Origin of the sequence: Micrococcus sp. GPGPB33 (assembly GCF_037853785.1) — a bacterium.
Classification (GTDB): Bacteria; Actinomycetota; Actinomycetes; order Actinomycetales; family Micrococcaceae; genus Micrococcus; species Micrococcus luteus.
On sequence record NZ_JAQMWO010000002.1, the window covers coordinates 1,634,586 to 1,657,024 of the forward strand.

A 22,439-nucleotide genomic window follows, 5' to 3' on the forward strand; every position below is an offset into this window, starting at 1 on the left:
AAGGCGTGACGGTTGGTGAGCAGGTGCGCCGGGTCAGACCGGCCGGCACAACGGCAGCGCGGCAGCGGTGAATGCCTGCGCCTGCTGACCGACGAGCCGCCTGGTCTCGCAGGACGCTTGGATCGCCGCCTGCTCGACCGCGGCCACCGCCGCGTCGAGCTCGTCCACGGTCGGCGCAGAGACGGAGACGAGGCCGGAGACGCGCAGGACGCCGTGCCCGGCAGTCAGGTCCGCCTCCTGCTGGAGCACGTCGTCCAGCTCGGCGCTGCTGGCCGCGTCGTCGATCTGCCCGATCTTGCGCCGCTGGGCGGCATCGGAGATGAGCTCGGTCTTCTTCTTCCGCAGGTCCCGCGCGGCCTGGTCGGCGCGCACCGGGGTGTAGTGCAGGGCGAGGGTGCGCAGGATGCCGTTGGACAGCACGAGCGGCGCGAGGAAGCCGGGATACACCTGCGAGCGAGGCCACTCGGTGATCCACAGCACCGCATGGTGCGCGGAGTCCGACCGCAGCCGGTCCCAGGTCTCGGTAACCGCGACCGGACCTGCGGTCGCCAGGTCACGGCCCAGGTCCCCGTGGCGCTCCAGCGCCGGGGCGGCGGCGGGGTCGTAAGCCGAGCGCAGGACGACGGCGACCTCGCCCGGCGTCAGCCACCCGGTGCTACTGAGCTCCGCGGCGCGCAACGCCGTCGTCAGCGTGCTCATCTCCTGCCGCAGCACCGCAGCCGCGCCGCGTATCCCGCCACCGCTCGTTCTGATCTGCCGGGCGGCGGCCTTCATGTCGAGCGCGAGCGAGATGGTCGTCGCGTGGCGCTCTCCGGCGGGGCCGGCACGCTCGATGAGCTCGGCGTACGTGGTCGCGGCCCAGGAGCCGTCGTCGGTGCCGTGCGTGCGCCACCACTCCGCCAGCCCCGTCCCGGAATCCGGCAGAGTGCGCTCGGACACCTGGATGCGGGCGATCCGCCCGGACCTGCAGGCGGCGGCCAGTACGCGGCCCCAGCCGGAGACGCGACGCTGCTGCTCACCCGGATCAAGGAGCACGAACGCGGGGTGGGAGACGCCGAGGATCGCGGTGAGGGTCTGCGCGTGCGGGTCGTGGACCATCGCCGCGCCGGTCTCGGGGTCTTCCCACTCCCGCAGCGGTGCCGCATCCCCGGGCAGGGCGAGGGTCCCGGCGGGGCGGGGCTTGATGACGCGGCGCCGGTAGATGAGCTGCCCGAGATAGGTCCGGGCGGCCCAGCGGGCGAGGATCGGCACCCACTCGATCACCTTCCGGCCCCCGGCAGGGATCACCGCGAGCAGGGCGCAGGTCCCCCAGACGGGTGCGGTCCAGGCCAAGCCCATCCCGTCGGCGGTGTAGAGGGAGAAGACGACCGTGAGCACCGCGATACCGAGGACGATGAGCTGCGGCAGGGACAGACCGAGCATGATGCCGCGCCTGGCGAGCCGCGAGAACTGCACCGGCGCCAGCGGGTAGTCGCTAGGCGAGTTCGTGACCATCGGTTACTCCTTCCCGGCCGGTGCGGACGACGGCGGAGGCGGCGGGTCCTGCCGGCGCTGGCGCGCGGGCGAAGACTCTCCAGGCCCGGGAGAGGGCGGCGTGGCCGGAGGCGGTGTCGACGGTGCGGGACGCGGCGGGGCGCCCTGCGACGGCGGCGGGGATGCCTGCTCGGCCGCCGCGCCGGCCTGACTGTCCGCCGCGCCGCCCGCCGCTCTGCCTGCCTTCGGACCGGCGGTCGCTGCGGCCTTGACCACGGCGGCTCCGACGACCACCGCGGCACCGACCGGCCCCGCGGCCGCACCGGCACCAGCCGCGCCAGCGCCGGCAGCTCCGGCGCCCGCTCCAGCTCCAGCTCCAGCTCCAGCCCCTGCTCCTGCTCCGGCTGATGCGGCGGCGCCGGTGCCCGCCGTGCCGGCTCCCGCGCTGGCCGGGGCCGCAGCCGACGCACCGGGAGGAGGTGGGGGCGGTGTCGAGCCTCCGCCCGCGCCGCCTCCACCACTCGGCGGCTTGCTGCCCGGGTCGGTGCCGCCGTCGAGGACCTTCTTGGCCGTGTCGGCCTGCGGGGCGGACGGCACCGGCACGGGCCGGTTCAGCGCGGACTTCGCCTCCTGCTCGGACGACATCGCGTGGTACATGTCGAAGCCCACGAACGACAGGAACTTGTAGGTGATGTACGGGGCGAACGCGGCGATGAACATCAGCACGACGCCCGCGATCGGGTCGGAGATGGAGGCCAGGTCGGCCTCGATCGGGGCCGAGACCTGCCCGATCGCGACGAGGAAGATCACGACGAGGACGAGCTTGGAGAAGATCAGGGCGATCACGAACGCCGCCCACTTGGCGAACCAGCCCTTCGTCGCATCCCACGTCGCCCCGGCCAGGGCGACCGGGCCGAACACGACCGCCACCAGCAGCAGCGCCTTGCGGATCAGCAGGGAGAACCACACAATCGCCGCCGCCGATATGGCTAGGCCGGCGAAGAAGATCGTGAGGATCGCCCCGACGCCAGGGCCGCCGATGTTGATGGCGCCGAGGGCGACGGCGAGGAGCCCGATCTGGGTCCCCATCCCTTCCATCGTGTTCCCGGTGGCCTGCACGATCCCGACCGCGAGCTGATCGGTCACCTCCAACAGCAGCGCCGTCAGCGTGATGACGAGAAACGAGCCGAGGACGGACTTGGCGAGGCCGAGCGCGGCACGGGACAAGGCGGTCGGGTCGCGGTGGACCAGGCCGGTGATGAGCTGGAGGCAGAAGAAGATCAGCATCACGAACACGGCGACGCCGAAGAGGACGTTGTAGACGCCGACGTACTCGGCGCTCGTGACGTCGACGAGGGTCGTGGTGTCGAACACCCACCACACGGCCTCGAACAGCCACGCCGCCGCCCCCGCCATCGCCTGAGCCAGCCAGTCGAACGGGGCCGCGATCAGGGAGGCGGTGCCCTCGCCCACGGCGTCACAGACGGAGGAGATGACCGGGACGTCGCAGACGCTCACCGCGCCCACCCCCGCCGTCGGAAGTCATGTCGGGTCGTCATTAGACGGCCTGCCCGACGCCCCAGAAGAAGTTCACCAGCGTCACCGCCGCGCCGCAGATGATCGCCGCCCCGCAGCTCACGAGGACGCCGACCTTGCCGCGGCTGGCGAGGTGGGGGTTGCTGCTGTTCGATCCGAGACCCCAGACGATCGCGGAGACGATCAGGGCGAGGACGGAGAGGATCAGGCCCACCGTCATGACGGCGCCGACGATGATGCGCAGCTGCTCGATGCCCGGAAGGCCCGAGCTGTTGGGGTCGATGTCGATCACGGTTGTGCTCCCTTGACTGGTCGAGACGGGGTTCTCGACGGTCAGGTGCGCACTCGCTCCCAGCCGCACAGGCAAGGACGGTCAGAGCCGGGTGCCGACGTCCAGCAGGAAGTTGAGCCAGGCAACGCCGGCACCGGATAGCGCGGCGGCGCCGACCGCGACAAGCAGGCCGGTGCGGGCCTTGGTCGCTGCCTGGTAGTTGCCGGAGGCTCCGCTGATCGCCCAGATGATGGCGCAGACGATGAGCATGAGCACCGCGGTGACGAGCACGAACATCAGCAGCGCGCCGACGATGGAGCGCAGGTCTGCGGCGCCGCCCACGCCGCCGAAGTCGGGGAACACGTCCATCACGCGCCCCCGGCAGTGCACAGGGCGGGGGCGGCATCGCCGCCCGCAATCCCTCCGGCACCGTGTTCGGTGAGCCAGGCGTCGGAGTCCACCGGGTCCGCTCCGGCGCCGCCGGGGTGGATCTGCAGGTGGAGGTGCGGGCCGGTCGAGTGGCCGGAGGAGCCGACGTCTCCGATGTGCTGGCCCGCGGTCACGGTGTCGCCGTCGGCGACGTGGATGCCGTGCTGCCACATGTGCACATACATCGACGCGACCCGCTGCCCGCCGACGGTGTGCTCGATGACGATGATCCCGCCGCCTGCGTCGGTGTAGTTCGCGCGCACCACGACGCCATCGGCGACGGCGTAGATCGGGGTGCCGTCGGGGGCGGCGAAGTCCGAGCCTGCGTGGAAGCGTCGTTCCCCGGTGATCGGGTCGTTGCGCCACCCGAACGGGCTCGTCCGCACCCAGGTTCCCTCGGGAAGCGGGAACACGATCCTGGTCGTCTCGGGCACGACCGGTGTCTCATCCCCGCCGCCGTTGCCGGAGGGCGCGGGGCGGGTGAGGGCGTCGAGGATCGCCTGCGCGACTGGCTGGTAGTTCTGATACCTGTCCGGGTAGGCGCTGACCTCGACGGCCTGGGCGGCCTCGCCGGGGTCGAGCTGCTGCCAGCCGGGGATGTCGAGCAGCCCCCGCGGGGACGGGTAGTTCGGGCCGGACTCGCCGCCGTAGAACGCCCTGGCCTGGTAAGCCGAGTCCATGAGCTCGGCGACCGTGCCCCAGCCGCTGGCGGGGCGCATCTGGAACAGGCCGAGCGAGTCATGATCAGAACCGTTGCCGTCGTTCGGATAGTTCGCCGACTCGGGGTAGGCGCTGGTGTTGGCGAGCATCCGCAGGGTGGATTCGGTGAGGGCGGCCATGAGCGCGATGAGCACACCGTCGCGGCCGACGCCGGCGGTCTGCCCGCCGACCGTGATGATCGTCGCCGCGTGCGTGAGCTGTTGCCGGTTCAGCGTGACCGTCTCCCCGTTTCGGGTCGTCGTGGTCAGCGAGTCCGGGATCGGGCCGACCGCGAGTGAGCCGGGCGTGCAGACGGCGGCGGTCGCGGAGGTGCCGCCGAGCGCGGCGACGCCCAGCAGGGCCGTGGAGGGCCCGATGAGCAGCAGGGTGAGGGCGAGGACGGCGAGCTTCTTCATCACGACGCTCCCGGCTAGTGCAGCGGGTTGTCGAGCTCGGACAGCCGCAGCACCTCGCACGAACCTGATGCCGCGCCGTGGCCGGGCGTGGGCGGGTTGCAGACGAGGAACACGGTGAACGCGACCGGGCGGGACGCCTCCACCGGCGTCGTGCCCCAGGTGCCGTCGCGGTGCCTCGTGCCCTCGAAGGTGTAGGCGATCGCCCCGGCCGGGATCTGGCCGGGCGCGGCCTGGTCGACGGCGGTCTCCCACGCCTCCGGGATGAACACCTCGTCGATGGTGAGCCACTGGCGCGTCGCATACTGTCGCAGCTGCGCCCACGCCTCCACAGAAGGCAGGTAGGCGCGCACGTCGCCCACGAACGCATCCGCCTCGGAACCGTGGGCGGCATCCGCGAGCACCTGCGCATAGTCCGAGGGCGTGTGCCCGGTCGTGGTGTCCCAGGTGAACAGGGCGGTCGCGACCGCGCGGGCGAACGCTTCCGGGCCGAGGTTCTGCCGGAGCGACTCCAGCTCACCGCCCGGCATCGGGCCGGGCGTCACAGGCGCAGCCGTGGTAGACGGGCGTTCGCTCGACGCCGGGTCGGCCGCGGCGGGGCCGTGGACGAGTCCGTAGATGCCGACGCCGACGAGGATCAGCAGGGCGAGGCCTGCGGCGGTGGCGGCGATCAGCAGGCGACGACGGCGACGGTCATCGGGGGCGGCGGGGTCCATGAACAGGGGTCCTTCCCGGACGGCAACAGGGATGCGTGGTTGCCAGGAAGGTGCGCACCACCGCCCCCCGCCCTGTTCAGGCGGTCTGCTCGGCCCGGTCCTCCCGGGCGGCACGGGCGGCATCGGCGAACGTGACGGTGCCGGCGATCGTCTCCTCGAACCGGGCCCATTGCTCGGTGGTGAGTGCCGGGCCGACATCGGCGGGGTCGTAGTGCTCCCACCACGAGGCCATGTCGTCCCACGTCGCGGTGAACACGCTCAGCGGGAACGGCACCGGGACACCCGGCTCCACCGCCGTCAGCGCGGGCCGCTTCGCCTTCCTGCCGGTCTTGGCGGCCTTGACGCGGGCGAGCGCGGCCTGCGCCAACTGCTCCAGCTCCGCAGCCTTCGCCTCCCGCTCCGCCGCCCGCACCGCATCCGCTTCGGTGCGGGCCTGCTCGCGCAGCTCGGCGGGCTGGGCAGGGTCGGCGGCGAGCTGGTCGAGCTCCGCCAGCGACAGCTCCGCGTTCACGCGCAGATGCGAGGGATAGACGCTGCCGCCGGTCTTGATCTGCTCGACCTCCTGCGCGGCGCGCGCCCGCACCGCCTCGGGCTGGGACTCGTCCGCGGCGAGGTCTTCCAGCCGGCCGATGCGCTCCAACGTCGTGTAGGAGGCGCGGCCAGTGACCATCCGAGCAGCCTGCGCACGGGTCTTGCCCTGCTCGATCTGCGGTGGTGCCAAATTGGCACCACCGTCTTCTGCGTCGTCGGCGGACGCCTGGAACCGGGTGGCCTCCTGTCGGCGCGCGGCGTCCTCGGCCAGCAGGGCCTTCAGCTCGCGGTAGAGGGCGGCGGCTTCGAGCTGGGTGAGGGGCTTGTGGAGCTGGTTGTCGTCCTGCTCCGCGAGGAGCTGCCCGAGCCGGTCGGAGACGCCGGAGCGTACCCACACGTTGACGGTTTTGATGCCGAGCAGCTTGATCGCCGCGAGCCGTCGGGCTCCGCAGATCAGGTGCCCGTCGAGGGTGACCGTGATCGGCTGCAGCAGCCCGTGGCGGCGTATCGACTCGACCAGCGGGATCAGGTCGCCGTGGTCGTGCCTGTGCCGCGCGCCGACGACGATCGAATCGACGGCGCGCTCCAGCTCGATTCGGCCTTCCAGCGGCGTGCTCATCGCCCGCCGCTCCCGGCATCGAATCTGGGTGCGGCGAGCCCGGCGGTGATCACGAGATCGTCGTCTGTGAGGAGTGCGCGCAGCGGCTGGCCGATCAGCAGGCGGCGGAGCATTCCGCGGCCGGCGTTCGTGTGCGCGAGTGCCGGGTCGGGAACGCCGAGCACGGCCCGCAGCAGCGCCGTCCAGGATGCGCCGGGGAGGTCGAGGAGGGCGCGGGCTTGCCGGTCTCGGCGCAGCACCTCGAACGCCGACGCCCGCGAGGACGCCTCCGTGAGCCGGGCAGTGACGTACTCGACCGCGGCCCGCGCGGTCTCTGGCTCCCACCCGACCCGGGTGAGGAACGCGATGGTGTCCTCGATGGCGGCGGTCACGTTCACCGCTCGCTCGGGCGCCGGGTCCTCGTCGTCGGGCTCGTCGTCGGTGAATGGGTCGAACCGGAACGCGGGGTGGTAGTCGGGCAGCGGGTTCTCCCGATCGCTGAACCGCTCCGCATCGTGGAACACCGAGTAGCGGGGACGGCGGGCCTGGTGAACGGAGCACAGCAGCCCGTTGCCGCGCTCCTCCGCGGTGCACGTCACCTGCACCGCCCGCGTGATCACCGCCCACGGGTCCTCCGCCCGGCGGGTCGCGGCACCGCGCATCGCCTCGAATGCCGCGGACGCCGCCTCCCACGGGTCCAGTCCGTGTTTGCGGGCCAGCGCCGCGTACTTGCTCGCCGCGTGCTCCATGAGCGCAGCGGCCTCGGGGTCATGGCGCCACGCTCCGCGCCCCGCCTCGTGGAGGCGGGTGAGCAGGGCGCGCAGCGCTTCCGAATCGTCGAATCGTTCCCGCCGTTTGCGGGCCGTGGCAGTCTCCATGACGGCACCTCCTGACAGGCAGGTGCGCACACGGCCCCCAGCGGCTTGGTTTCGCGCCGTCGCGCCGGGGGCGAACATGGTTACCCGAGCCCGATCCCGGAGCGAGACACCCAGGAGTAGTGCTCCCCGGACCCGCGGCCGAACGCCGTCACGGGCGGCAGCTTCCGGGCACGCTCGCTCACGAACCGGACACCAGTGCGCGCCCCGGTGCGCGCTGCCCGGTACGCCTGGCCGGGAACCCGGCGGGAGCGGCGGGCGAGCTCAGCCTGGAAGTCGATACCCCGTCCCGCAACCCTGGCCGAGCGGGAGACCATCAGGTCGGTCGGGCGCACCCACTCCACGCCCGGCCGTTGCTTCTTCGCCGCCTCCGTGGTGTCTTTGGTCAGCGACGGGTCGCGGTGCCGGGCGAGCGCCGAGGTCTCGCCCTCCCGCGGCGTCTCGTCGCGCTCCGGCCAGTCCGGGGCGCGTTCGACGCGCTCGTGCAGGGCGGTCGTGTGCTGGTCGTCGTTCATGGCGTCTCCTTCTCCTCAGGCCTCGTCAGTGCGGGCGGGGCCGTGAACCAGCGACCCACGGTGGAGGGGTGCACGCCCAGGCGCCGGGCGATGGCCTTGTTCGACCAGCCCTCCTCCTCGCGCAGGCGCGCTGCGAGCTCCCGGCTCGCCTGGCGCACCGGTCCGACCGCCAGCGGCGCTGGCGCAGCATCAGGCACGCGCTCATCAGGCGCAGGCTCCTCGGCGGGCTCGATGCTCGCGGGAAGGGGGCGGGTGAGGATCACGGTGAGGTGCGTGATCGCCAGCAGCACCATCGGCGGTACCGCCGCCACACACGCGGCGAGCACGCTGGGCACGTCGGCGTCGGCCGCGACGACGGCGTGGATCGCGTTCGCCGTCACCGACACCAGCGCACCGGCCGCGAGCAGCAGCCACGGGTACCAAGCCGACCGCTGGCTCGCGAGGGCGACGACAGCGACCGTCGCGACGACGATGATCCCGTCGACGATGAGCGGCCACGCCCAGGCCTGCCCGGCATCCACGCCCGAGCGGCGAGCGAGGTCCGCGAGGGCGGTGAACGAGAGCCAGAACGCGCCGGCCGCGATGAACACCGTCCCGGCCAAGGCCGTCACGACCGCGACCCCGCCGCCCCGCGTCCGTACCGCGGTACTCATAAGAGCACCTGCCCCGTGAGCCGCACCGGCCGTTGCGGCGCATCGCCCTGCCCGACGACGGATGCGGGCCGGGCGTGCGCGACGCGGTACGCAGAACGGATCGTGGTCTCGACCTCTCGCGGCGCAAGGCCGACTCGTTCGCCGGCCGGGGCAAGCGCGTCGACCATCTCCGGCAGCGACATGCCTGCCTCCGCGAGACGGCACGATGCCCAGAACAGGCCGCGGTTGCGCTCGCCCTCGGCGCGCATCCCGACCCACGCGGCCAGCCGTGTGGCATCTTCCGACCGGATCGGGCCGCGTACCTGGTGCGGGGCAGGCTCCGGGCGCGGGTCGAGGAAGTCCCGCAGCCGAGCCGCATCGACCGGTGCGGGCGCACGGTCGGCACCGGCGACGAACTCGTAGGAGCCGGCGCCTGTCACGGCCGAGGGCGGGACGATGATGTAGCCGCCGTCGCCGCGGAAGTCCACATGCGCCTTCGCCGCCTGCCACGACCGCTGCGGCCGGTCCGGGTCGGATGGGAAGTAGAAGTGCGCCCCGCCCGACGCCGACCTGACCGCGGCCAGCCATCCCGGCACCAGGCCGGCACGGCGGGAGCGCTCGAACGCCGCGAACCCGTCACCGCCGGGCTTGCGATCCACATCGACGACCACGACCCCGGAGACAGCGCCGGTCGGGATGCCAATGTTCGCGGACGGCCACCGCCGCCACCACGCCGCCACCTGACGGGCATCGATGGTTGCCGCGTGGAACCCGCCGGGCTGCGCTTCCGGGTTCTCCTCATCGGGCTTCAACAGCGGGTTCTTCGCGCCCGGCACGCACGGCAACACAGGCACCCCAGCAGCCGCGAGCAGCGCGGCGGCCTGTGGCAATGGAAGGGTCGACACCGAGGAGAGGACGCTGGCGACGCTCATCACAGGCTCCTCACCGCGACGTCCGCAGGACGCGACGAACGCGCCGACTCGCCCGGCACCGACTGGGGTGCGATCCGCTTAGAGCCAGCCACACGCGAAGTCCCAGTCGACTCACGGGACAGGCCGGGCGGGTCGCCCGTGCCGACCTGAACGGTGGGTAGCGCGTCGAGAATCGTCACGGCGACCTTGCGGACACGCTCGCCGGTGGCCTGCACAACCTCGGCCGGGTCCTTGTCCTTGACCGTGCCCGCCCAGCCCGAAACATACGGGATCGTGTAGGCGGTGGTGTCCATGCCATGCGCGGCGCCGATCATCAGCGCCACGGACTCGGCCTCGACCTCGCCGACGCCTCGATGCCCGGTCGCATCCGGGCTGTCGGGGCCGTGCAGCATCACATGCGCGAGCTCGTGCGCGAGGGTCTTCACCTGCGCGGCGTCGTCCATGTTCGTCCGCACCGCGACCGTGCGCGCCTGGAAGTCGGTCAGGCCGTTCGCGCCGTGGATCATCCCCTCGTGCTCGACCCGCAGCACCGCGAAGCCCTCGGCCGCCACCAGTGCCGATAGCCCTTCCCATAAGCCGTCCGGTGCCTGGCCTTCCATCAGCGTCGGCGCCGGGCGTTCAGGGATCGGCGGGCCGTCGGTCATCGAGACGTCCCAGACACGCACCGGAATCGCGCGGACCATCTTCGACCGGACCGTTTCTCCGGGCTTCGGCTTCTCGTACCTGTCCAGGCGGCGCCATGATCCGGGGTTCTGCGGTGTCGAGGACGCGAACCGCGCCATCAGCGGGGCGAAGATCTGCATCGACCCGCCTGCCAGCGGAGAGCGACCCAGCGCCTTCCATTGCTTGTAACCGGCCACGAAGGTCGGCTCTGGCGCGCTTGTGCGACCTGCCTCGTATGTAAGCGGCCATGAAAAGCTGCCCATAGGTGGCCAGGGAATGACCCGCTGACGGCCATGAGGACTGCCCAGTGATGGCCACGGGAACTGCCCGGTGCTGGCCATCTGGTTTGCCCGCGTTGCTCGTTGCCCGCCGCGTCGTGAGCCGGCGGGGGCCTCCTCCCCGGGTTGGATATCGGTGTCGAATCGAATCCAGCGAGGAAGAGGCCCTGAATGAAGGATGCCGCAGAAACCATGAAAATACTCAGTGCCTATGACCTGACCAAGTCATTGCGGGGCGCCGCCGAGCTGGCCGGTTGCTCCCATCACACCGTGGCCCGGCTGGTGCGGGCCCGCGACGCCGGCCAGACCCCTGGATCCGGAGCCAGCCGCCCGAAGGTCACCGATGTCTGGCTGCCCAAGATCGAGGAATGGGTCGAGGCCTCCACGGGCAGGATCCGCGCCGATGTCGTGCACGCCAAGCTCACCGCAATGGGCTACACCGGCTCTGAGCGCTCCACCCGGCGGGCGGTGGCCGAGGTGAAGGCCGCCTGGCGGGCCGGGAAGCGCCGGGTGCACCGGCCCTGGATCACCGAGCCGGGCGCATGGCTGCAGTACGACTTCGGCGATGGGCCGGCGATCGACGGGGCCAAGACGGTGCTGTTCGTGGCCTGGCTGGCCTGGTCCCGCTACCGGATCGTCATCGCCCTGCGTGATAGGACGGCTCCGAGTGTGTTCGCCGCCCTGGACCGGTGCTTCCGGCTGATCGGGGGCGCGCCGACCTATGTGCTGACGGATAACGAGAAGACAGTGACGGTCTCTCATGTGGCCGGGGTGCCGGTGCGTAACCAGGCCACCGTGGCGTTCGCTCGGCATTACGGCGTGGAGGTGCTGACCTGCCAGCCAGCGGATCCGGCCGCCAAGGGCGGGGTGGAGAACGCGGTGAAGCTGGCCAAGGCCGACCTGGTCCCGAAGGACACCAACCTGCGGGACCAGTACGCCTCGTTCGCTGAGCTCGAGGCCGCCTGCGCGGGGTTCATGGCCATGGTGAACTCCCGGGAGCACCGGGTGACCCGGCGCCGCCCGGACCACATGCTCGCCGAGGAGACCAGCGCGTTGCATCGGATCCCCGCCACGGCGCACACCGTGGCCTACGGGGTGGGACGGAAGGTGCCGGAGAACACGCCGATGGTCTCCTTCGAAAACGCCCAGTACTCGGTGCCCGCGCACCTGCTCGGGGCCGAGGTGTTCGTGCGCCATCACGGCACCGGACCGGACTCGATGGTGGTGATCATGCACGCCGGTGCGCAGGGGCCGGTGGAGGTCGCCCGGCACCGGGTGGCCCGGCCCGGGTCCCCGGCCATCGACGACGCGCACTTCCCCGGCCACGAGACGGACAAGGTGCCCGGGGACTACACCCCGGTGCCCCGTTCGGCGGCGGAGGCCGAGTTCCTGGCCATCGGGGCCGGAGCGAGGACCTGGCTGGTGGAGGCCGCCGCGGCCGGCACCAGCCGGATCGGTCAGAAGATGGCCGAGGCCGTCACCCTGGCCAAGCTCGCCGGCACCGACCAGGTCGACCGCGCCCTCGGGGTGGCCGCGGTGCACCAGCGCTTCGCCCACGGCGACCTGGCCTCCCTGCTCACCGCCGCCGGCCACCGCACCGGGATGCACACCGCCACCGAGGAACGGTCCCTGACCCAGGGCACCGCCGGCTGGGCCGGCCTCGGTACCTCCAACACCGAGGGGGCAGCCCGGTGAGCATCCACACCCCGAACACCGCCGCACCGGCGCTGCCGGCCGATTTGGAGGCGCTGTTGCGGCAGCTGAAGATGCCCCACGCCCGCGGTATCGCCGCCGAGGTACTGGCCACCGCCCGGGCCCAACGCTGGGAGCCGGCCGAGGTCCTCAAGGCCCTGCTGGTCGAGGAGACCACCGGTCGGGCCCGATCCATGCTCGCCGCCCGGCGCAAGGCCGCCGGGTTCCCCACCGGCAAGACCTTCACGACCTGGGATCCGGGCGCCTCCTCGATCCCGGCCCCGACCCAGCAGTCCCTGCGCACCCTGGAATGGCTCTCGCGCAGAGAGAACCTCGTGGTCTGCGGGCCCTCCGGCACCGGCAAGACCTTCTTCCTCGAGGCCCTGGGCCAGCAGGCCGTGGAGGAGGGCAAGCGGGTGGCCTGGTTCACCCTGGAGGACCTCGGGGCGATGATCCGGGCCCACCGGCCCGATGACACCATCACCAAAGCCGTCGCCCGAATCCTGCGCGCCGACCTGATCGTCATCGACGACATCGGCCTGCTGCCGGTCGCCGACGATGCCGCCGAGGGCCTCTACCGCATCGTGGACGCCGCCTACGAGAAACGCTCCGTAGCGATCAGCTCGAACCTGCACCCGGCCGGCTTCGACGAGCTGATGCCCAAGACCCTGGCCACCGCCACCGTGGACCGGCTCCTGCACCACGCCCACGTGTGCCAGACCACCGGAGACTCCGTACGGATGACCCAGGCAATGGCCGGGAAGGGAGTCATGCCACTGAACTGATCCCATCACGGTGGCCAGCACCACCACCCAAACGGGCAAACCAGCTGGCCACCAGTGGGCAGTTCTGATGGCCACCAGCGGGAAGAAACACTGGCCGCCTATGGGCAGAACTCAATGGCCCTTGACACTCGTAGAGATCGAGATGTTGAGCCCAGATCAGCAGCGTGTTGTTGAACGACTTCGCCCGGAACCGGGCCGCGAACTCCAGCGCACGCTTCCAGTCCTCACCCGAGACGAGCTGATCGACTGCAGCCGTTAGCCGCTCATGGAGCTGTTGGAGCCGCGCATCCCGCGCTGCTCGCGCCTCCTCGTCCGTCGCCATCAATGACCTCCTCCCGGCGAGGCCAACGGCACAAGCCGTTGACCCTTGCGACCATGAGGTGCGCCGGGCGGATCAGGAAGAAGAGAGACGGACAACGGACTGGGCCTGTGGCCGTCAGGCTCCGCGATGAACCCGACGTATTTGACGTGTTCTACACGGCAGTCCAAGACCTGTCGACGTCGCCGGCGAAACGTGGGACACGCGTCGAGTGGAGCGGTTCATACGACGAGTCCGCAGAGGTTACCGGCTGGTGTCGTTGACAGCGATAGCGTGGCTTTGTCGATCCTCAGGAACCGTATGTGGTGTGCGCCGGTACTGTGTCGGCGTGATGCCGTAGCGACGGAGAAACCAGTGGGATGCTACGCGCGGATCGCTCCACCCGACTTCGCTTGCGGCACGCATTACGGAAATGTCGGTTTCTTCGATGAGCCGCGCGAATTCGGTGAGCCGGAGTTCAGTGAGTAGACGCATTGGTGCGGCGCCGGCGTACTGTACGAACATGCGGGTGAGGTGGGTCCGTGAGAGGGAGAGTTCGCGTGAGAGCGCTCCAACGGTCCACGGCTCTGCGATGCGCCCGCGAAGCAACCGGATTGCCTGACCGACGTAGCCAATAGATCCGGTGTCGGTCAGTCGTCCATTGATGGGTGTCCACGGTGTCGTGAGGGTGTCCGGCGCTTCGTCCAGAAAAGTCGGCAGTATCAGCCTCATCCATCGTGCGAGAAGCTCGAGAGTGTGAGTCGCGACGACTTCGGGCGAGTGGGTCCCGCTGCGCAGTACGCTCATCTGTCGCCATATCGGCTCGACATGCCGCAGCACAGCGATACCTGGCGCAAGGACGATTGCGCGGCCGTCCCACTCGAGGGGGTGTACTCCTGCGATCACTCGTTCTGCGTCAGGGAGGAACCATGCCATCTGGGTGCGCCAGAACTGCTCGTCGGCGTAGATGGCCCAGATGCGTACGGACGGGGATGGGCGCACGCGGCACCATTTGCCGGTGCCGAGGGCAAGAGACATGCCAGGACGCAGGACGTGCATGCTCTCAGCAGTCTCTAGGGCGCAGGAGCCCTCAACGACGTTGAGTATCTTCGCGTGCCGGAACACGGTACGGCTTGACGGGACCGTACGCACCATCTCTATGGCCGCGATATCTCCTGGTGCCCGAACCGCTGCGTAGGGGCGCGTGAACCTGAGGGGCGCAGCGGGTGGCAAGTCATGTGCGGCCTCGAACGCGTCCTCTGGCGTAGCGGCCACGCTGCGCACGGCACACCGTCAGCTCAGCTTGCCTTCCGAGTCGCGTGGTCGCACGCGATGTTCGCTGAGGATCGAGATCCGATTGAACATGTTGATGGCCGCGGCGACCCACTCCGCGGCCGCGAACTCCGCCTCGGAGAGGGTGCTTCGGGCCTGCGCGAGCTCGACATTCACGGCGGCGTCGAGGGGGAGCCGGGTGGCTGCTTCAGCGATCGCGAGCAAGGCGCGCTCTCGATCGCTGAACAGTGGCGACTCGCGCCAGGCGGCCAAGATGTCGAGTAGTTGCTGATTGACGCCTGCGCGCCTTGCCTGCCGCGAATGCAGATCGAGGCAGAAGACGCATCCGTTCAACTGCGACGCCCGAACCTTGATCAACTCGCTCTCGGCGGGAGTGAGTCCGCGTTGCGATGCGGCTTCAGACACAGCGGTCGCGAACGCAGACGCGGCTTCCCATGCTTCTGGGACGGCCTTGTCCATGTAGGGGCGTGCTCCATGCAAGGTGGACATCAGCGATCATCCTTGGCCGAGCCGCCATCGGAGTCGAGGTCCTTCCTGACCTCGTCCATGTCGAGTCCTCTGACGTTCTCTACCACTTCGGCTAGGGCAGTGGGCGGTAGGGCGCCGGCCTGGCTGAAGACGAGCAACCCCTGGCGGAAGGCGAGCAGAGTGGGAATCGCGGTGATTTGGGCCGCCGCAGTGATGCGCTGCTCCGACTCCGTGTCGAGCTTCGCGTGGACGATGTCGGGATTGTCTTGCGACGACTTCTCGAAGACCGGCGCAAACTGATGGCATGGTGCGCACCAGTCCGCCCAGAAGTCGACGAGAACGATGTCGTTCTGATTGATCGTGACCTCGAAGTTGTCCTCGGTCAGTTCGACGGTTGCCATGTGGGTTCTCCTCTTGTGCGTATGACGATCAGTGGTGGTGTCCGTGGGGGTTGCCAGGGAACCGCGTGTCGACGACATCCGCATACTCCGGATGAGCGCGGATGTACGCGGCGGCGAAGGGGCACGAGACCGTCGCGGTCTTCTTGTCCTCGCGGAGACTGTTGAGGACGCCTCCAAGGAGTCGCGCCGCGACTCCCTTTCCGCGGAACTCGGGGAACACGGACGTCGCGAGCAGAAGCACCCGGTCGCCGGTTCTGCTGTAGAGCAGGCCGGCGGCGAGCTTGCCGTTCACGGTCGCTTCGTACAGCTCGGACTCGACGTTCTCAGTGATGACGAAGTCTTCGACTGCGTCCGAGGATGCAGCCGGGAGGTCAGTGTCGGCGTCGGTCGCGGTCAAGCCGATCATTCCGTCGGGATGTTTCATGTGTCTCCTATCGCGAGATCTCGGTCAGCGGCCCGGTAGTACCCAGTCGGGTCGGATGAAATGGCACGAGTATCCATTGGGGTGCTTCTGCAGGTAGTCCTGGTGTTCGGGTTCGGCCTCCCAGAACGGGCCGGCTTCGCCCACCTCTGTCACGACTTTTCCTGGCCAGCGGCCGGAAGCGTTGATCGCTTCGATCACGTGGAAGGCGACCTTCCTCTGTCCCTCGGTCGTCGTGAAGATCGCTGATCGGTAACTGCGCCCGATGTCGTTTCCCTGACGGTTCCGAGTGGTGGGATCGTGAATCTGAAAGAAGAACTCCAGCAGTATCTGGAATCGGATGATCGAGGGGTCATAGATCACTTCGAGGGCTTCTGCGTGATCCCCGTGATCCCGGTAGGTTGCGTTGGGGGTGTCGTCGTCGCCGGAGTATCCGACGCGGGTGCTCACGACGCCCGGGAGTGAGCGGAAGAGCTCCTGGGCTCCCCAGAAGCAGCCGCTGGCGAGGATCACTCTCGAGGTCGGCATCGTCTTCTCTCTCTTCACGGCGGGCAGCACGCCCCTTCGGGTCACGATACGGAGCCGGGTGCTGTCCAGGTGGCCTGGCTGTGCAGCGTAATGTCCGCGACCTGCGGCGTTCGGAAGCGGAGCGGGCGGTTGCAGGGAGAAGACAGCTCTCTGCAGGGGCAGGCCACACAGGGCAGAGAAGCGGATCTACCGTCGGAGGAGGCGTCGGAACTCCGGCAAGCCAGCGAACCGTGCCCTACGGTGAGGAGAGATCGTGATATCAGAGCAGATCGATTTCGAGAATGTGCGCTTTGACCCGGATCTCTCTGACTTCCACGAACTTGCGAAGCAGATGGCTGCGGGGTTCGGGTACACGGCGAAGTTGTCGATCGGTGATCGCCTCGCTGCCCTTCTCCGATTGCGGGTTGCTCAGATCAATCCGTGCTCGTACTGCCTGATCCTGCACACGCGTATCGCCGTGGAAGTAGGAATCGGCGCGGCGATGGTGGCGCACCTGGCGAGTTGGCGGCAGAGCACGATGTTCTCCGGTTCCGAAGCACTCGCACTGGCGTACTGCGAAGCGCTGACACGTTACGAGCACGAGCACTTCGATGAGATGCATCAAGGGCTGACGGTGTTCTTCGATGAGCGTGAGATCGCGGAGATCGCAGCCGTCGTCATCAACATGAACGTGTGGACGAGGCTGAAGCTCGCACAAGGCTCCGTGCCGGTGGTATCGCCCGGTGGTGAAGAGTCTGCTCGCGACGCCGAGAGACCAGGCGTCAGGGGAAAGAAAGGGAACCCATCATGACTGACGGATCGTTCAGTGGGCAGGACATCGAGTTCGATCTGCTTCCGCCGGATGAGAGCCTGGACTCGGATCTTCTCGGCGAAGACTCCGATGACGACGGCCCGGGATACTCTCCACCGGAGCGGCGGTCATCCGAACTGTCGTGGGGATTCACTGCACGCGAAGCACGTGCCCGGGAGCCGCTGGCGGCTCGCTTGGCGCGTGAGGTGCCGGAGTACGAACCCGAAGAGCCGATGGGCGACGGGATCGGCGACATCATCGGCACGGACGGCGAGATCCTTGACGACCAGGTCGGATCGGTACGCGCTGGACGGCTGATCTGGACCGAACCCGGCAACCCAGACCCATCCTCCGACTTCTGGGCCTCCGACATCGGCATCGACAACGGTGCCGCCTCCGCCGAAGAAGCGGCTATCCATGTCGTCATCGACGAGGGCGACTATGACCGGCAATAGTCTGGAATCAGACCGGGGAAGCCCGGAAGACCGGCGGAGGCTGTAATGATGCAGCAGACATGGGACTCGCGCAGCATCGATCCACGTGACCGCGTGGAGACGATCCGCACGATGCTCTGCGAGAACCTCGTCCAGACGGACCTGACTCTCGACCCGCAGGGCCGCGAGGCGCATGTGAACGTGTCCTACCAAGACATCGGGCAGCTGAGAGCGTTGTCCGTCAAGACGGTGCCCTCGCTGGCTGCCCTCGCTATGCGTCCCCAGCGGATGATCATGTCGGACGACGACGAGTCATTGTTCGTGGTCTTCCAGCGCGGCAACCGGTCGATGCTGCGCCGTGGCGATGACCAGACCGTGATGACCCCGGGCAGCATCGTCGTTTACCCGAGCACGAGCCCCTACGTCCACGCCTTCGACGAAGGAGTCATCGGGGACTTCTTCCGACTGCCGTTGGGTGTGGTGGGGTTGACGGCGGATCAGGTCGCTGAGGTCTCGGGTGTGGACCTGCAGGAGCGGACCTCGCTGGCGGCGCTGCTGCGGTCCGTGCTCGGGGGCGTGATGGACTCCGAACTCAGCCTTCGCGACGAGGTGGACGTGTTCGCGCCCGTCGCCGACCTGCTGAAAGTCACCCTGCTCAGCGCCCTCACTCCCGACCGCGCCACGACCCGGTATCCGCTGGCCGAGCAGATCGTCACCTACGTGCTCGACAACCTCACCGACCCCGGTCTCGGAGCCGCCCGGATCGCGAAGGACCTGCACGTGTCCGAGCGTCTGCTCTACGCAGAGATGTCCCGCGCGGACATCAGGCTCGCGCAGCTGATCCGGTCCCAGCGCCTGCGTCGCGTCCGCGACGCCCTGACCGCACCGGCCACCATCGACGTCCCCATCGGCATCCTCGCCCAACAGCACGGGTTCGTCTCCGCCAGCCACTTCAGCCGCATCTTCCGCGAAGAATTCGGCACCACACCCCGCCAATGGCGCAACAACACCACACCTCGCCCCGATGAGATCCAGGACGAGAGTCGACTGGATCTCCCGCAGCAGATCAGACCAGAGGAGACGTACGGATGAACGAGCCGCTGTCTGATCTCGCCGTCGTTGACGCGGAGGAAGTTCGAGCATCGGATATCCCTCGCGCGCTGACGGCCGCATCGATCCTGTACGAGGACGGGGCGACGCAGGCATTCGCCGAGAACGGCAAGACCGTGTATGTCGAGAACGGAAGACCCACGTTGGGGGAGTGGTACGTGGATGCAGAGGGGCAGTTCTGCTCCTTCTGGCCGCCGGACTACCGAGCGTGCTACGAACTGCGCTGGCTCGTCGAAGATGAGCGGATCACTGGTCTGCGCTTCCGCCGCGGCTCCTACACAGCCGTCGGCCGGTACCAGCTCCCCGGGCCTGACAATGCTGTCAAGGAATGAGCAGGGCGTCTCGGCAACGGGCCAGAAGCTCGTAAAGACGGGCGCGCTCCACCAGCTCGACCTCCATCGTCATGCGTTGAACAACCGAGGACACTTCCTCATGCGCGCGTTCGAGGAGGAGCTCTGCGGCGTCGTTCAGCACCACGCTCCGTTCTCGCCGGGGTCCAGGATCACTCGAGCGGGTCACCAGCCCCCGCTTCTCCAGTCCCTGGAGCAGCACGTTCATCGACTGACGGGACACGAACGCGCGTCGGGCGAGCTCGGAGCTCGTGATACCTGGCGTGTCCTGCAAGGCGGTCAAGCACGCGTACTGCGGCACACTCAGCGCGAGCGGGCGAAGCCGATCGTCCATTCGCTGGTTCAGGAGCGACTGCGTCTCCTTGATCAACACCCCCAACGACTCCGGGCTCCGGTCCAATGCATCCATGTCAATAGTTTGACACACACTCCACTGAGTGTCAGGATATTGACACTGGCGTTATTGAACAGAACAGGAGCTTGCTCATGGCAGCAACAACCACCGGCCCGGGCTTCATCTCTTTCCAGGTGCGGGACCGCGCCGTCTCCGCGGAGTTCTACGACAAGCTCGTCGGACTCACACGGCTCCCAGACTCGAACCCGGCAGCGACCGTCTTCTCCGCAGAAGGAACCGCGTTCGCCGTCCGCGACCCGTTCCCGGGCGTGGATCTCGACGCGATCCCTCAGCTCGGCGCCGGCATCGGCGTCTGGTTCCGCAACGATGACGCGGAACGCGTGCACGCACGACTCGTCGACGCGGGAGTGGCGATCGTGCAGGAACCGGTCGAGGGGCCGTTCGGCCTGCAGTTCTCGTTCCGAGACCCCGACGGCTACGTCGTCACCATCCACGCCCGCGCCTAACACCACCATGGCGCAGCACACCCTCTCGGTCCCAGTGCTCGGGCCGTGGTCGTTGCGCACCAGCAAGCGGTTCTGGGAAGAGTTCACCCCTACCGCGATCGAGTCCGGCGGCGACCCGGACGTCCTCTCCGCACGCTTTGTGAGCGAGCACGACTGGACGTCCGTATCCGCCCACGTCACCCAGAGCGGGGAGAGCGCCCAGATCGGTCTGTCCGGCCCGGGCGATCTGACCGCAGCCGCCGAGCAGGTGCGGCGCTTCCTCTCTCTCGATGTGGACGCGCGGGAATGGCCGGCCGTCGGCGATCGCGACCCGATCGTCGCCACCGCCCAAAGGGCGCTCCCCGGATATCGCCCGTGCGGCTTCCATTCCTCGTACGAAGCCGCAGCCTGGTGCGTCTTGTCGCAGCGCACCCGCGTCCCGGTCGCTGCCCGACTCCGCCGCGACCTTATCGTCGCGCACGGCAACGACGGGGTGTTTCCCGCGCCCGATGCGCTCATCCGCGCCATCGACGCCGAAGAACTAGACCTACCCGGTCGGAAGCCAGAGTATCTCCGAGCTGTCGCAAAGGCCGCACTCACCGGGCTGCTCAACGGTCCTCGGCTCCGAACGATGCCCGAAGAATCGGCTCGCCGCGACCTGCTCACGGTGACAGGCATCGGCCCGTTCGCCACGGACCTCATCCTTATCCGCGGCGCCAACGCCCAGGACATCCTTCCGCGCGCGGAACGCCGCCTCTACGCCGAGATCTCCTACCAGTACGGGCCCGACTCGGTGCTCGAGGAGGTCGCGGAACGCTGGCGCCCCTTCCGCTCCTGGGCCGCCGTCCACCTCCGTGCGCTCCGAGAGCAGCGCACCCGTGAGATGGGCTGATCGATGACGTTACGGCTCTTCGATAGTGGAACGTCATCGCTACGCACGTTCGCGCCCCTGCGACCGGGCCACGTCGGCATCTATCTGTGCGGTCCGACTGTTCAGGCTCCGCCGCACGTCGGTCATCTCCGATCCGCAGTGGTCTTCGACCAGCTGCGACGATGGCTCCAGATCGGCCACGAGCTCGACGTGACCCTGGTGCGAAACATCACCGACCTGGACGACAAGATTCTTGCCGCGAGCCAGACGGCGGGCGTTCCATGGTGGGCGTGGGCGGCTCGTCATGAGAGGGCGTTCGCCGACGCTTATCGCAAGATCGGTATCTTGCCGCCGACGATCGAGCCGCGCGCGACAGGGCACACCGCCGAGATGCTTACCTTCATCGACCGGCTGATCGCCCGGGGCCACGCGTACCGAGCGGGAGGGGAAGCGGGGGACGTCTACTTCGACGTCTCATCATGGCCCGGCTACGGGTCTTTGACCTCACAGGAGCACGGCACTCTCCGCGGAGACGAACATACCGATCAGGCAACAGAGAAACGTGACCCTCGCGACTTCGCGCTCTGGAAGTCGGCTCCCCCGGACGCGGGGGCCAGCGAGGAGATCGTTGCTCCTGCGGCATGGGCTTCGCCTTACGGGCCGGGACGCCCCGGATGGCATCTGAGCTGTTCGACAATGATTCTCCGCTACCTGGGAGAGAGCTTCGACATCCACGGTGGCGGGCTCGACCTGCGCTTTCCTCATCATGAGAACGAACAGGCGCAGTCCCGTGCCGCCGGATACGGATTCGCGCGCTACTGGATGCACAACGGCTGGGTCACGTCCGGCGGCGACAAGATCAGCAAATCCCTCGGCAACGCGACACCCCTCGACGAGCTACTGCAGCACATGCGTCCTCTCGACCTGCGCTACTACCTCGGATCGGCCCACTATCGGTCGAACCTGGAACTGACCGACTCCGCCCTGCGATCCGCCGCGGCGGCGATGCGCAGGATCGAAGACTTCATCACCCGGAGCGCCAACCACTCGAGGCGCGCGGCGGACGCGGACATGCTGCCGGTCGCATTCCGAAACGCCTTGGATGACGACCTCAACATCCCCATGGCACTCGCGGTCCTCCATGACGAAGTCAGGCGGGGCAACACCGCCCTCGCCCAGCACGACGCGCGGACCGGTGCCGACACGCTGGATGCGGTGCTCGCCATGACTGACGTCCTCGGCATCAACCCGCGCGACAGCCCGTGGGACGAATCAACGGCCACACCCCCGCGCGCCGAGCGCGCACTGGAGGCCCTGATCGCACAGGCGCTCGACCAGCGAGCCCAGGCACGTGCGGCCGGAGACTTCCGCACTGCAGACCGTATCCGTGACGAACTCGACGCCGCCGGGATCGTGCTCAACGACAGCCAGTCAGGTACGACATGGGGCTTCACCGAAGGCCATACCTCATAGCCCGGAACAACAACAGGAGGATTCTTGAAGTCACAGCCCACTCCCAGGCTCACGGGACCAAACCGCGTCACCCCGGCGTTATCAACAGTGACGCCGCAGCCAGCGGCGCCGAACAAGGAGGACA

The 22,439-nt window shown here is 68.8% G+C and carries 28 protein-coding genes; 9 read left to right on the plus strand and 19 right to left on the minus strand.

What is annotated here, in order from left to right:
• Nucleotides 1-33: 33 nt before the first annotated feature.
• From POD19_RS07820 to POD19_RS07875, 12 genes are all read right to left on the minus strand, one after another.
• Nucleotides 34-1,494, minus strand: a complete 1,461-nt coding sequence (locus POD19_RS07820; RefSeq protein ID WP_020627606.1) for an SCO6880 family protein — start codon at nucleotides 1,492-1,494, stop codon at nucleotides 34-36.
• Nucleotides 1,495-1,497: 3 nt separating this feature from the next.
• On the minus strand, nucleotides 1,498-2,991 hold the full coding sequence (locus POD19_RS07825; RefSeq protein ID WP_043281858.1) for a conjugal transfer protein TrbL: 1,494 nt from the start codon (nucleotides 2,989-2,991) through the stop codon (nucleotides 1,498-1,500).
• Nucleotides 2,992-3,031: 40 nt separating this feature from the next.
• Nucleotides 3,032-3,301 (minus strand): DUF6112 family protein, encoded by a 270-nt coding sequence (locus POD19_RS07830; RefSeq protein ID WP_020627604.1) that lies wholly within the window; start codon nucleotides 3,299-3,301, stop codon nucleotides 3,032-3,034.
• An 81-nt stretch (nucleotides 3,302-3,382) separates the two neighbouring features.
• Nucleotides 3,383-3,649: a DUF6112 family protein gene (locus POD19_RS07835; protein ID WP_043281856.1), complete on the minus strand. Its 267-nt coding sequence runs from the start codon at nucleotides 3,647-3,649 to the stop codon at nucleotides 3,383-3,385.
• Nucleotides 3,649-4,824, minus strand: a complete 1,176-nt coding sequence (locus POD19_RS07840; protein WP_020627602.1) for a M23 family metallopeptidase — start codon at nucleotides 4,822-4,824, stop codon at nucleotides 3,649-3,651. Before POD19_RS07840 ends, POD19_RS07835 begins: the two co-directional genes overlap by 1 nt.
• Nucleotides 4,825-4,838: 14 nt before the next feature.
• Nucleotides 4,839-5,537, minus strand: coding sequence for a hypothetical protein (locus POD19_RS07845; protein WP_020627601.1), 699 nt, complete (start codon nucleotides 5,535-5,537; stop codon nucleotides 4,839-4,841).
• 76 nt (nucleotides 5,538-5,613) lie between these two features.
• Complete coding sequence (locus POD19_RS07850) at nucleotides 5,614-6,687, minus strand: ParB N-terminal domain-containing protein (protein ID WP_020627600.1); 1,074 nt, start codon at nucleotides 6,685-6,687, stop codon at nucleotides 5,614-5,616.
• Nucleotides 6,684-7,544: a hypothetical protein gene (locus POD19_RS07855; RefSeq protein ID WP_043281843.1), complete on the minus strand. Its 861-nt coding sequence runs from the start codon at nucleotides 7,542-7,544 to the stop codon at nucleotides 6,684-6,686. The genes POD19_RS07850 and POD19_RS07855 overlap by 4 nt, the downstream gene beginning before the upstream one ends.
• 80 nt (nucleotides 7,545-7,624) lie before the next feature.
• On the minus strand, nucleotides 7,625-8,056 hold the full coding sequence (locus POD19_RS07860) for a hypothetical protein (protein ID WP_020627598.1): 432 nt from the start codon (nucleotides 8,054-8,056) through the stop codon (nucleotides 7,625-7,627).
• Complete coding sequence (locus POD19_RS07865) at nucleotides 8,053-8,709, minus strand: DUF2637 domain-containing protein (protein ID WP_020627597.1); 657 nt, start codon at nucleotides 8,707-8,709, stop codon at nucleotides 8,053-8,055. Before POD19_RS07865 ends, POD19_RS07860 begins: the two co-directional genes overlap by 4 nt.
• Entirely contained in the window at nucleotides 8,706-9,620 is a 915-nt protein-coding gene (locus POD19_RS07870) for a bifunctional DNA primase/polymerase (RefSeq protein WP_020627596.1), read from the minus strand. The genes POD19_RS07865 and POD19_RS07870 overlap by 4 nt, the downstream gene beginning before the upstream one ends.
• On the minus strand, nucleotides 9,620-10,423 hold the full coding sequence (locus POD19_RS07875) for an ImmA/IrrE family metallo-endopeptidase (protein ID WP_144819123.1): 804 nt from the start codon (nucleotides 10,421-10,423) through the stop codon (nucleotides 9,620-9,622). The genes POD19_RS07870 and POD19_RS07875 overlap by 1 nt, the downstream gene beginning before the upstream one ends.
• A gap of 309 nt (nucleotides 10,424-10,732) precedes the next feature.
• On the opposite strand from POD19_RS07875, the gene POD19_RS07880 reads away from it, so the two are divergent.
• Complete coding sequence (locus POD19_RS07880) at nucleotides 10,733-12,256, plus strand: IS21-like element ISMlu14 family transposase (RefSeq protein WP_031943827.1); 1,524 nt, start codon at nucleotides 10,733-10,735, stop codon at nucleotides 12,254-12,256.
• Nucleotides 12,253-13,038: an IS21-like element helper ATPase IstB gene (gene istB, locus POD19_RS07885; RefSeq protein WP_010078636.1), complete on the plus strand. Its 786-nt coding sequence runs from the start codon at nucleotides 12,253-12,255 to the stop codon at nucleotides 13,036-13,038. The genes POD19_RS07880 and istB overlap by 4 nt, the downstream gene beginning before the upstream one ends.
• Here the strand turns inward: istB and POD19_RS13030 are convergent.
• The 6 genes from POD19_RS13030 to msrA form a co-directional block, all read right to left on the minus strand.
• Complete coding sequence (locus tag POD19_RS13030; protein WP_445299760.1) at nucleotides 13,022-13,360, minus strand: hypothetical protein; 339 nt, start codon at nucleotides 13,358-13,360, stop codon at nucleotides 13,022-13,024. The two genes, istB and POD19_RS13030, sit on opposite strands and share 17 nt — an antisense overlap.
• Before the next feature lie 240 nt (nucleotides 13,361-13,600).
• The gene (locus tag POD19_RS07895; protein WP_168167988.1) at nucleotides 13,601-14,374 is read right to left on the minus strand and encodes an AraC family transcriptional regulator; all 774 of its coding nucleotides are present in this window, start codon (nucleotides 14,372-14,374) and stop codon (nucleotides 13,601-13,603) included.
• A gap of 255 nt (nucleotides 14,375-14,629) precedes the next feature.
• Nucleotides 14,630-15,118 (minus strand): carboxymuconolactone decarboxylase family protein, encoded by a 489-nt coding sequence (locus tag POD19_RS07900; protein ID WP_020627594.1) that lies wholly within the window; start codon nucleotides 15,116-15,118, stop codon nucleotides 14,630-14,632.
• The gene (gene trxA, locus POD19_RS07905) at nucleotides 15,118-15,498 is read right to left on the minus strand and encodes a thioredoxin (protein WP_020627593.1); all 381 of its coding nucleotides are present in this window, start codon (nucleotides 15,496-15,498) and stop codon (nucleotides 15,118-15,120) included. The genes POD19_RS07900 and trxA overlap by 1 nt, the downstream gene beginning before the upstream one ends.
• A 28-nt stretch (nucleotides 15,499-15,526) precedes the next feature.
• Entirely contained in the window at nucleotides 15,527-15,922 is a 396-nt protein-coding gene (locus POD19_RS07910) for a GNAT family N-acetyltransferase (RefSeq protein ID WP_083325287.1), read from the minus strand.
• Between the two features lie 24 nt (nucleotides 15,923-15,946).
• Nucleotides 15,947-16,447: a peptide-methionine (S)-S-oxide reductase MsrA gene (gene msrA, locus POD19_RS07915; protein WP_043281847.1), complete on the minus strand. Its 501-nt coding sequence runs from the start codon at nucleotides 16,445-16,447 to the stop codon at nucleotides 15,947-15,949.
• Nucleotides 16,448-16,700: 253 nt separating this feature from the next.
• Between msrA and POD19_RS07920 the strand changes: the two genes are divergently transcribed.
• From POD19_RS07920 to POD19_RS07935, 4 genes are read left to right on the plus strand one after another with little or no spacing between them, the layout of a single operon-like run.
• Complete coding sequence (locus POD19_RS07920) at nucleotides 16,701-17,237, plus strand: carboxymuconolactone decarboxylase family protein (protein WP_020627590.1); 537 nt, start codon at nucleotides 16,701-16,703, stop codon at nucleotides 17,235-17,237.
• The gene (locus POD19_RS07925; protein WP_020627589.1) at nucleotides 17,234-17,692 is read left to right on the plus strand and encodes a DUF5709 domain-containing protein; all 459 of its coding nucleotides are present in this window, start codon (nucleotides 17,234-17,236) and stop codon (nucleotides 17,690-17,692) included. Before POD19_RS07920 ends, POD19_RS07925 begins: the two co-directional genes overlap by 4 nt.
• Before the next feature lie 45 nt (nucleotides 17,693-17,737).
• Complete coding sequence (locus POD19_RS07930; protein ID WP_340309415.1) at nucleotides 17,738-18,763, plus strand: helix-turn-helix domain-containing protein; 1,026 nt, start codon at nucleotides 17,738-17,740, stop codon at nucleotides 18,761-18,763.
• Nucleotides 18,760-19,113 (plus strand): hypothetical protein, encoded by a 354-nt coding sequence (locus POD19_RS07935; RefSeq protein ID WP_070708719.1) that lies wholly within the window; start codon nucleotides 18,760-18,762, stop codon nucleotides 19,111-19,113. The genes POD19_RS07930 and POD19_RS07935 overlap by 4 nt, the downstream gene beginning before the upstream one ends.
• On the opposite strand, the gene POD19_RS07940 is transcribed toward POD19_RS07935, so the two are convergent.
• On the minus strand, nucleotides 19,103-19,540 hold the full coding sequence (locus tag POD19_RS07940; protein ID WP_020621643.1) for a MarR family winged helix-turn-helix transcriptional regulator: 438 nt from the start codon (nucleotides 19,538-19,540) through the stop codon (nucleotides 19,103-19,105). The genes POD19_RS07935 and POD19_RS07940 overlap by 11 nt on opposite strands.
• Before the next feature lie 77 nt (nucleotides 19,541-19,617).
• Here POD19_RS07940 and POD19_RS07945 point away from each other — a divergent pair, with 77 nt between their 5' ends.
• The 3 genes from POD19_RS07945 to cysS are packed head-to-tail and all read left to right on the plus strand — an operon-like array spanning nucleotide 19,618 to nucleotide 22,315.
• The gene (locus POD19_RS07945; protein ID WP_020621642.1) at nucleotides 19,618-19,992 is read left to right on the plus strand and encodes a VOC family protein; all 375 of its coding nucleotides are present in this window, start codon (nucleotides 19,618-19,620) and stop codon (nucleotides 19,990-19,992) included.
• A 7-nt stretch (nucleotides 19,993-19,999) separates the two neighbouring features.
• Nucleotides 20,000-20,863 carry a DNA-3-methyladenine glycosylase family protein gene (locus POD19_RS07950; RefSeq protein ID WP_144819298.1) on the plus strand — a complete coding sequence of 288 codons (864 nt, stop codon included), beginning with the start codon at nucleotides 20,000-20,002 and terminating at the stop codon, nucleotides 20,861-20,863.
• A gap of 3 nt (nucleotides 20,864-20,866) precedes the next feature.
• A complete protein-coding gene (cysS, locus tag POD19_RS07955; RefSeq protein ID WP_070708717.1) occupies nucleotides 20,867-22,315 on the plus strand; it encodes a cysteine--tRNA ligase in 1,449 nt (482 codons plus the stop codon).
• The last annotated feature ends 124 nt before the right edge of the window (nucleotides 22,316-22,439 follow it).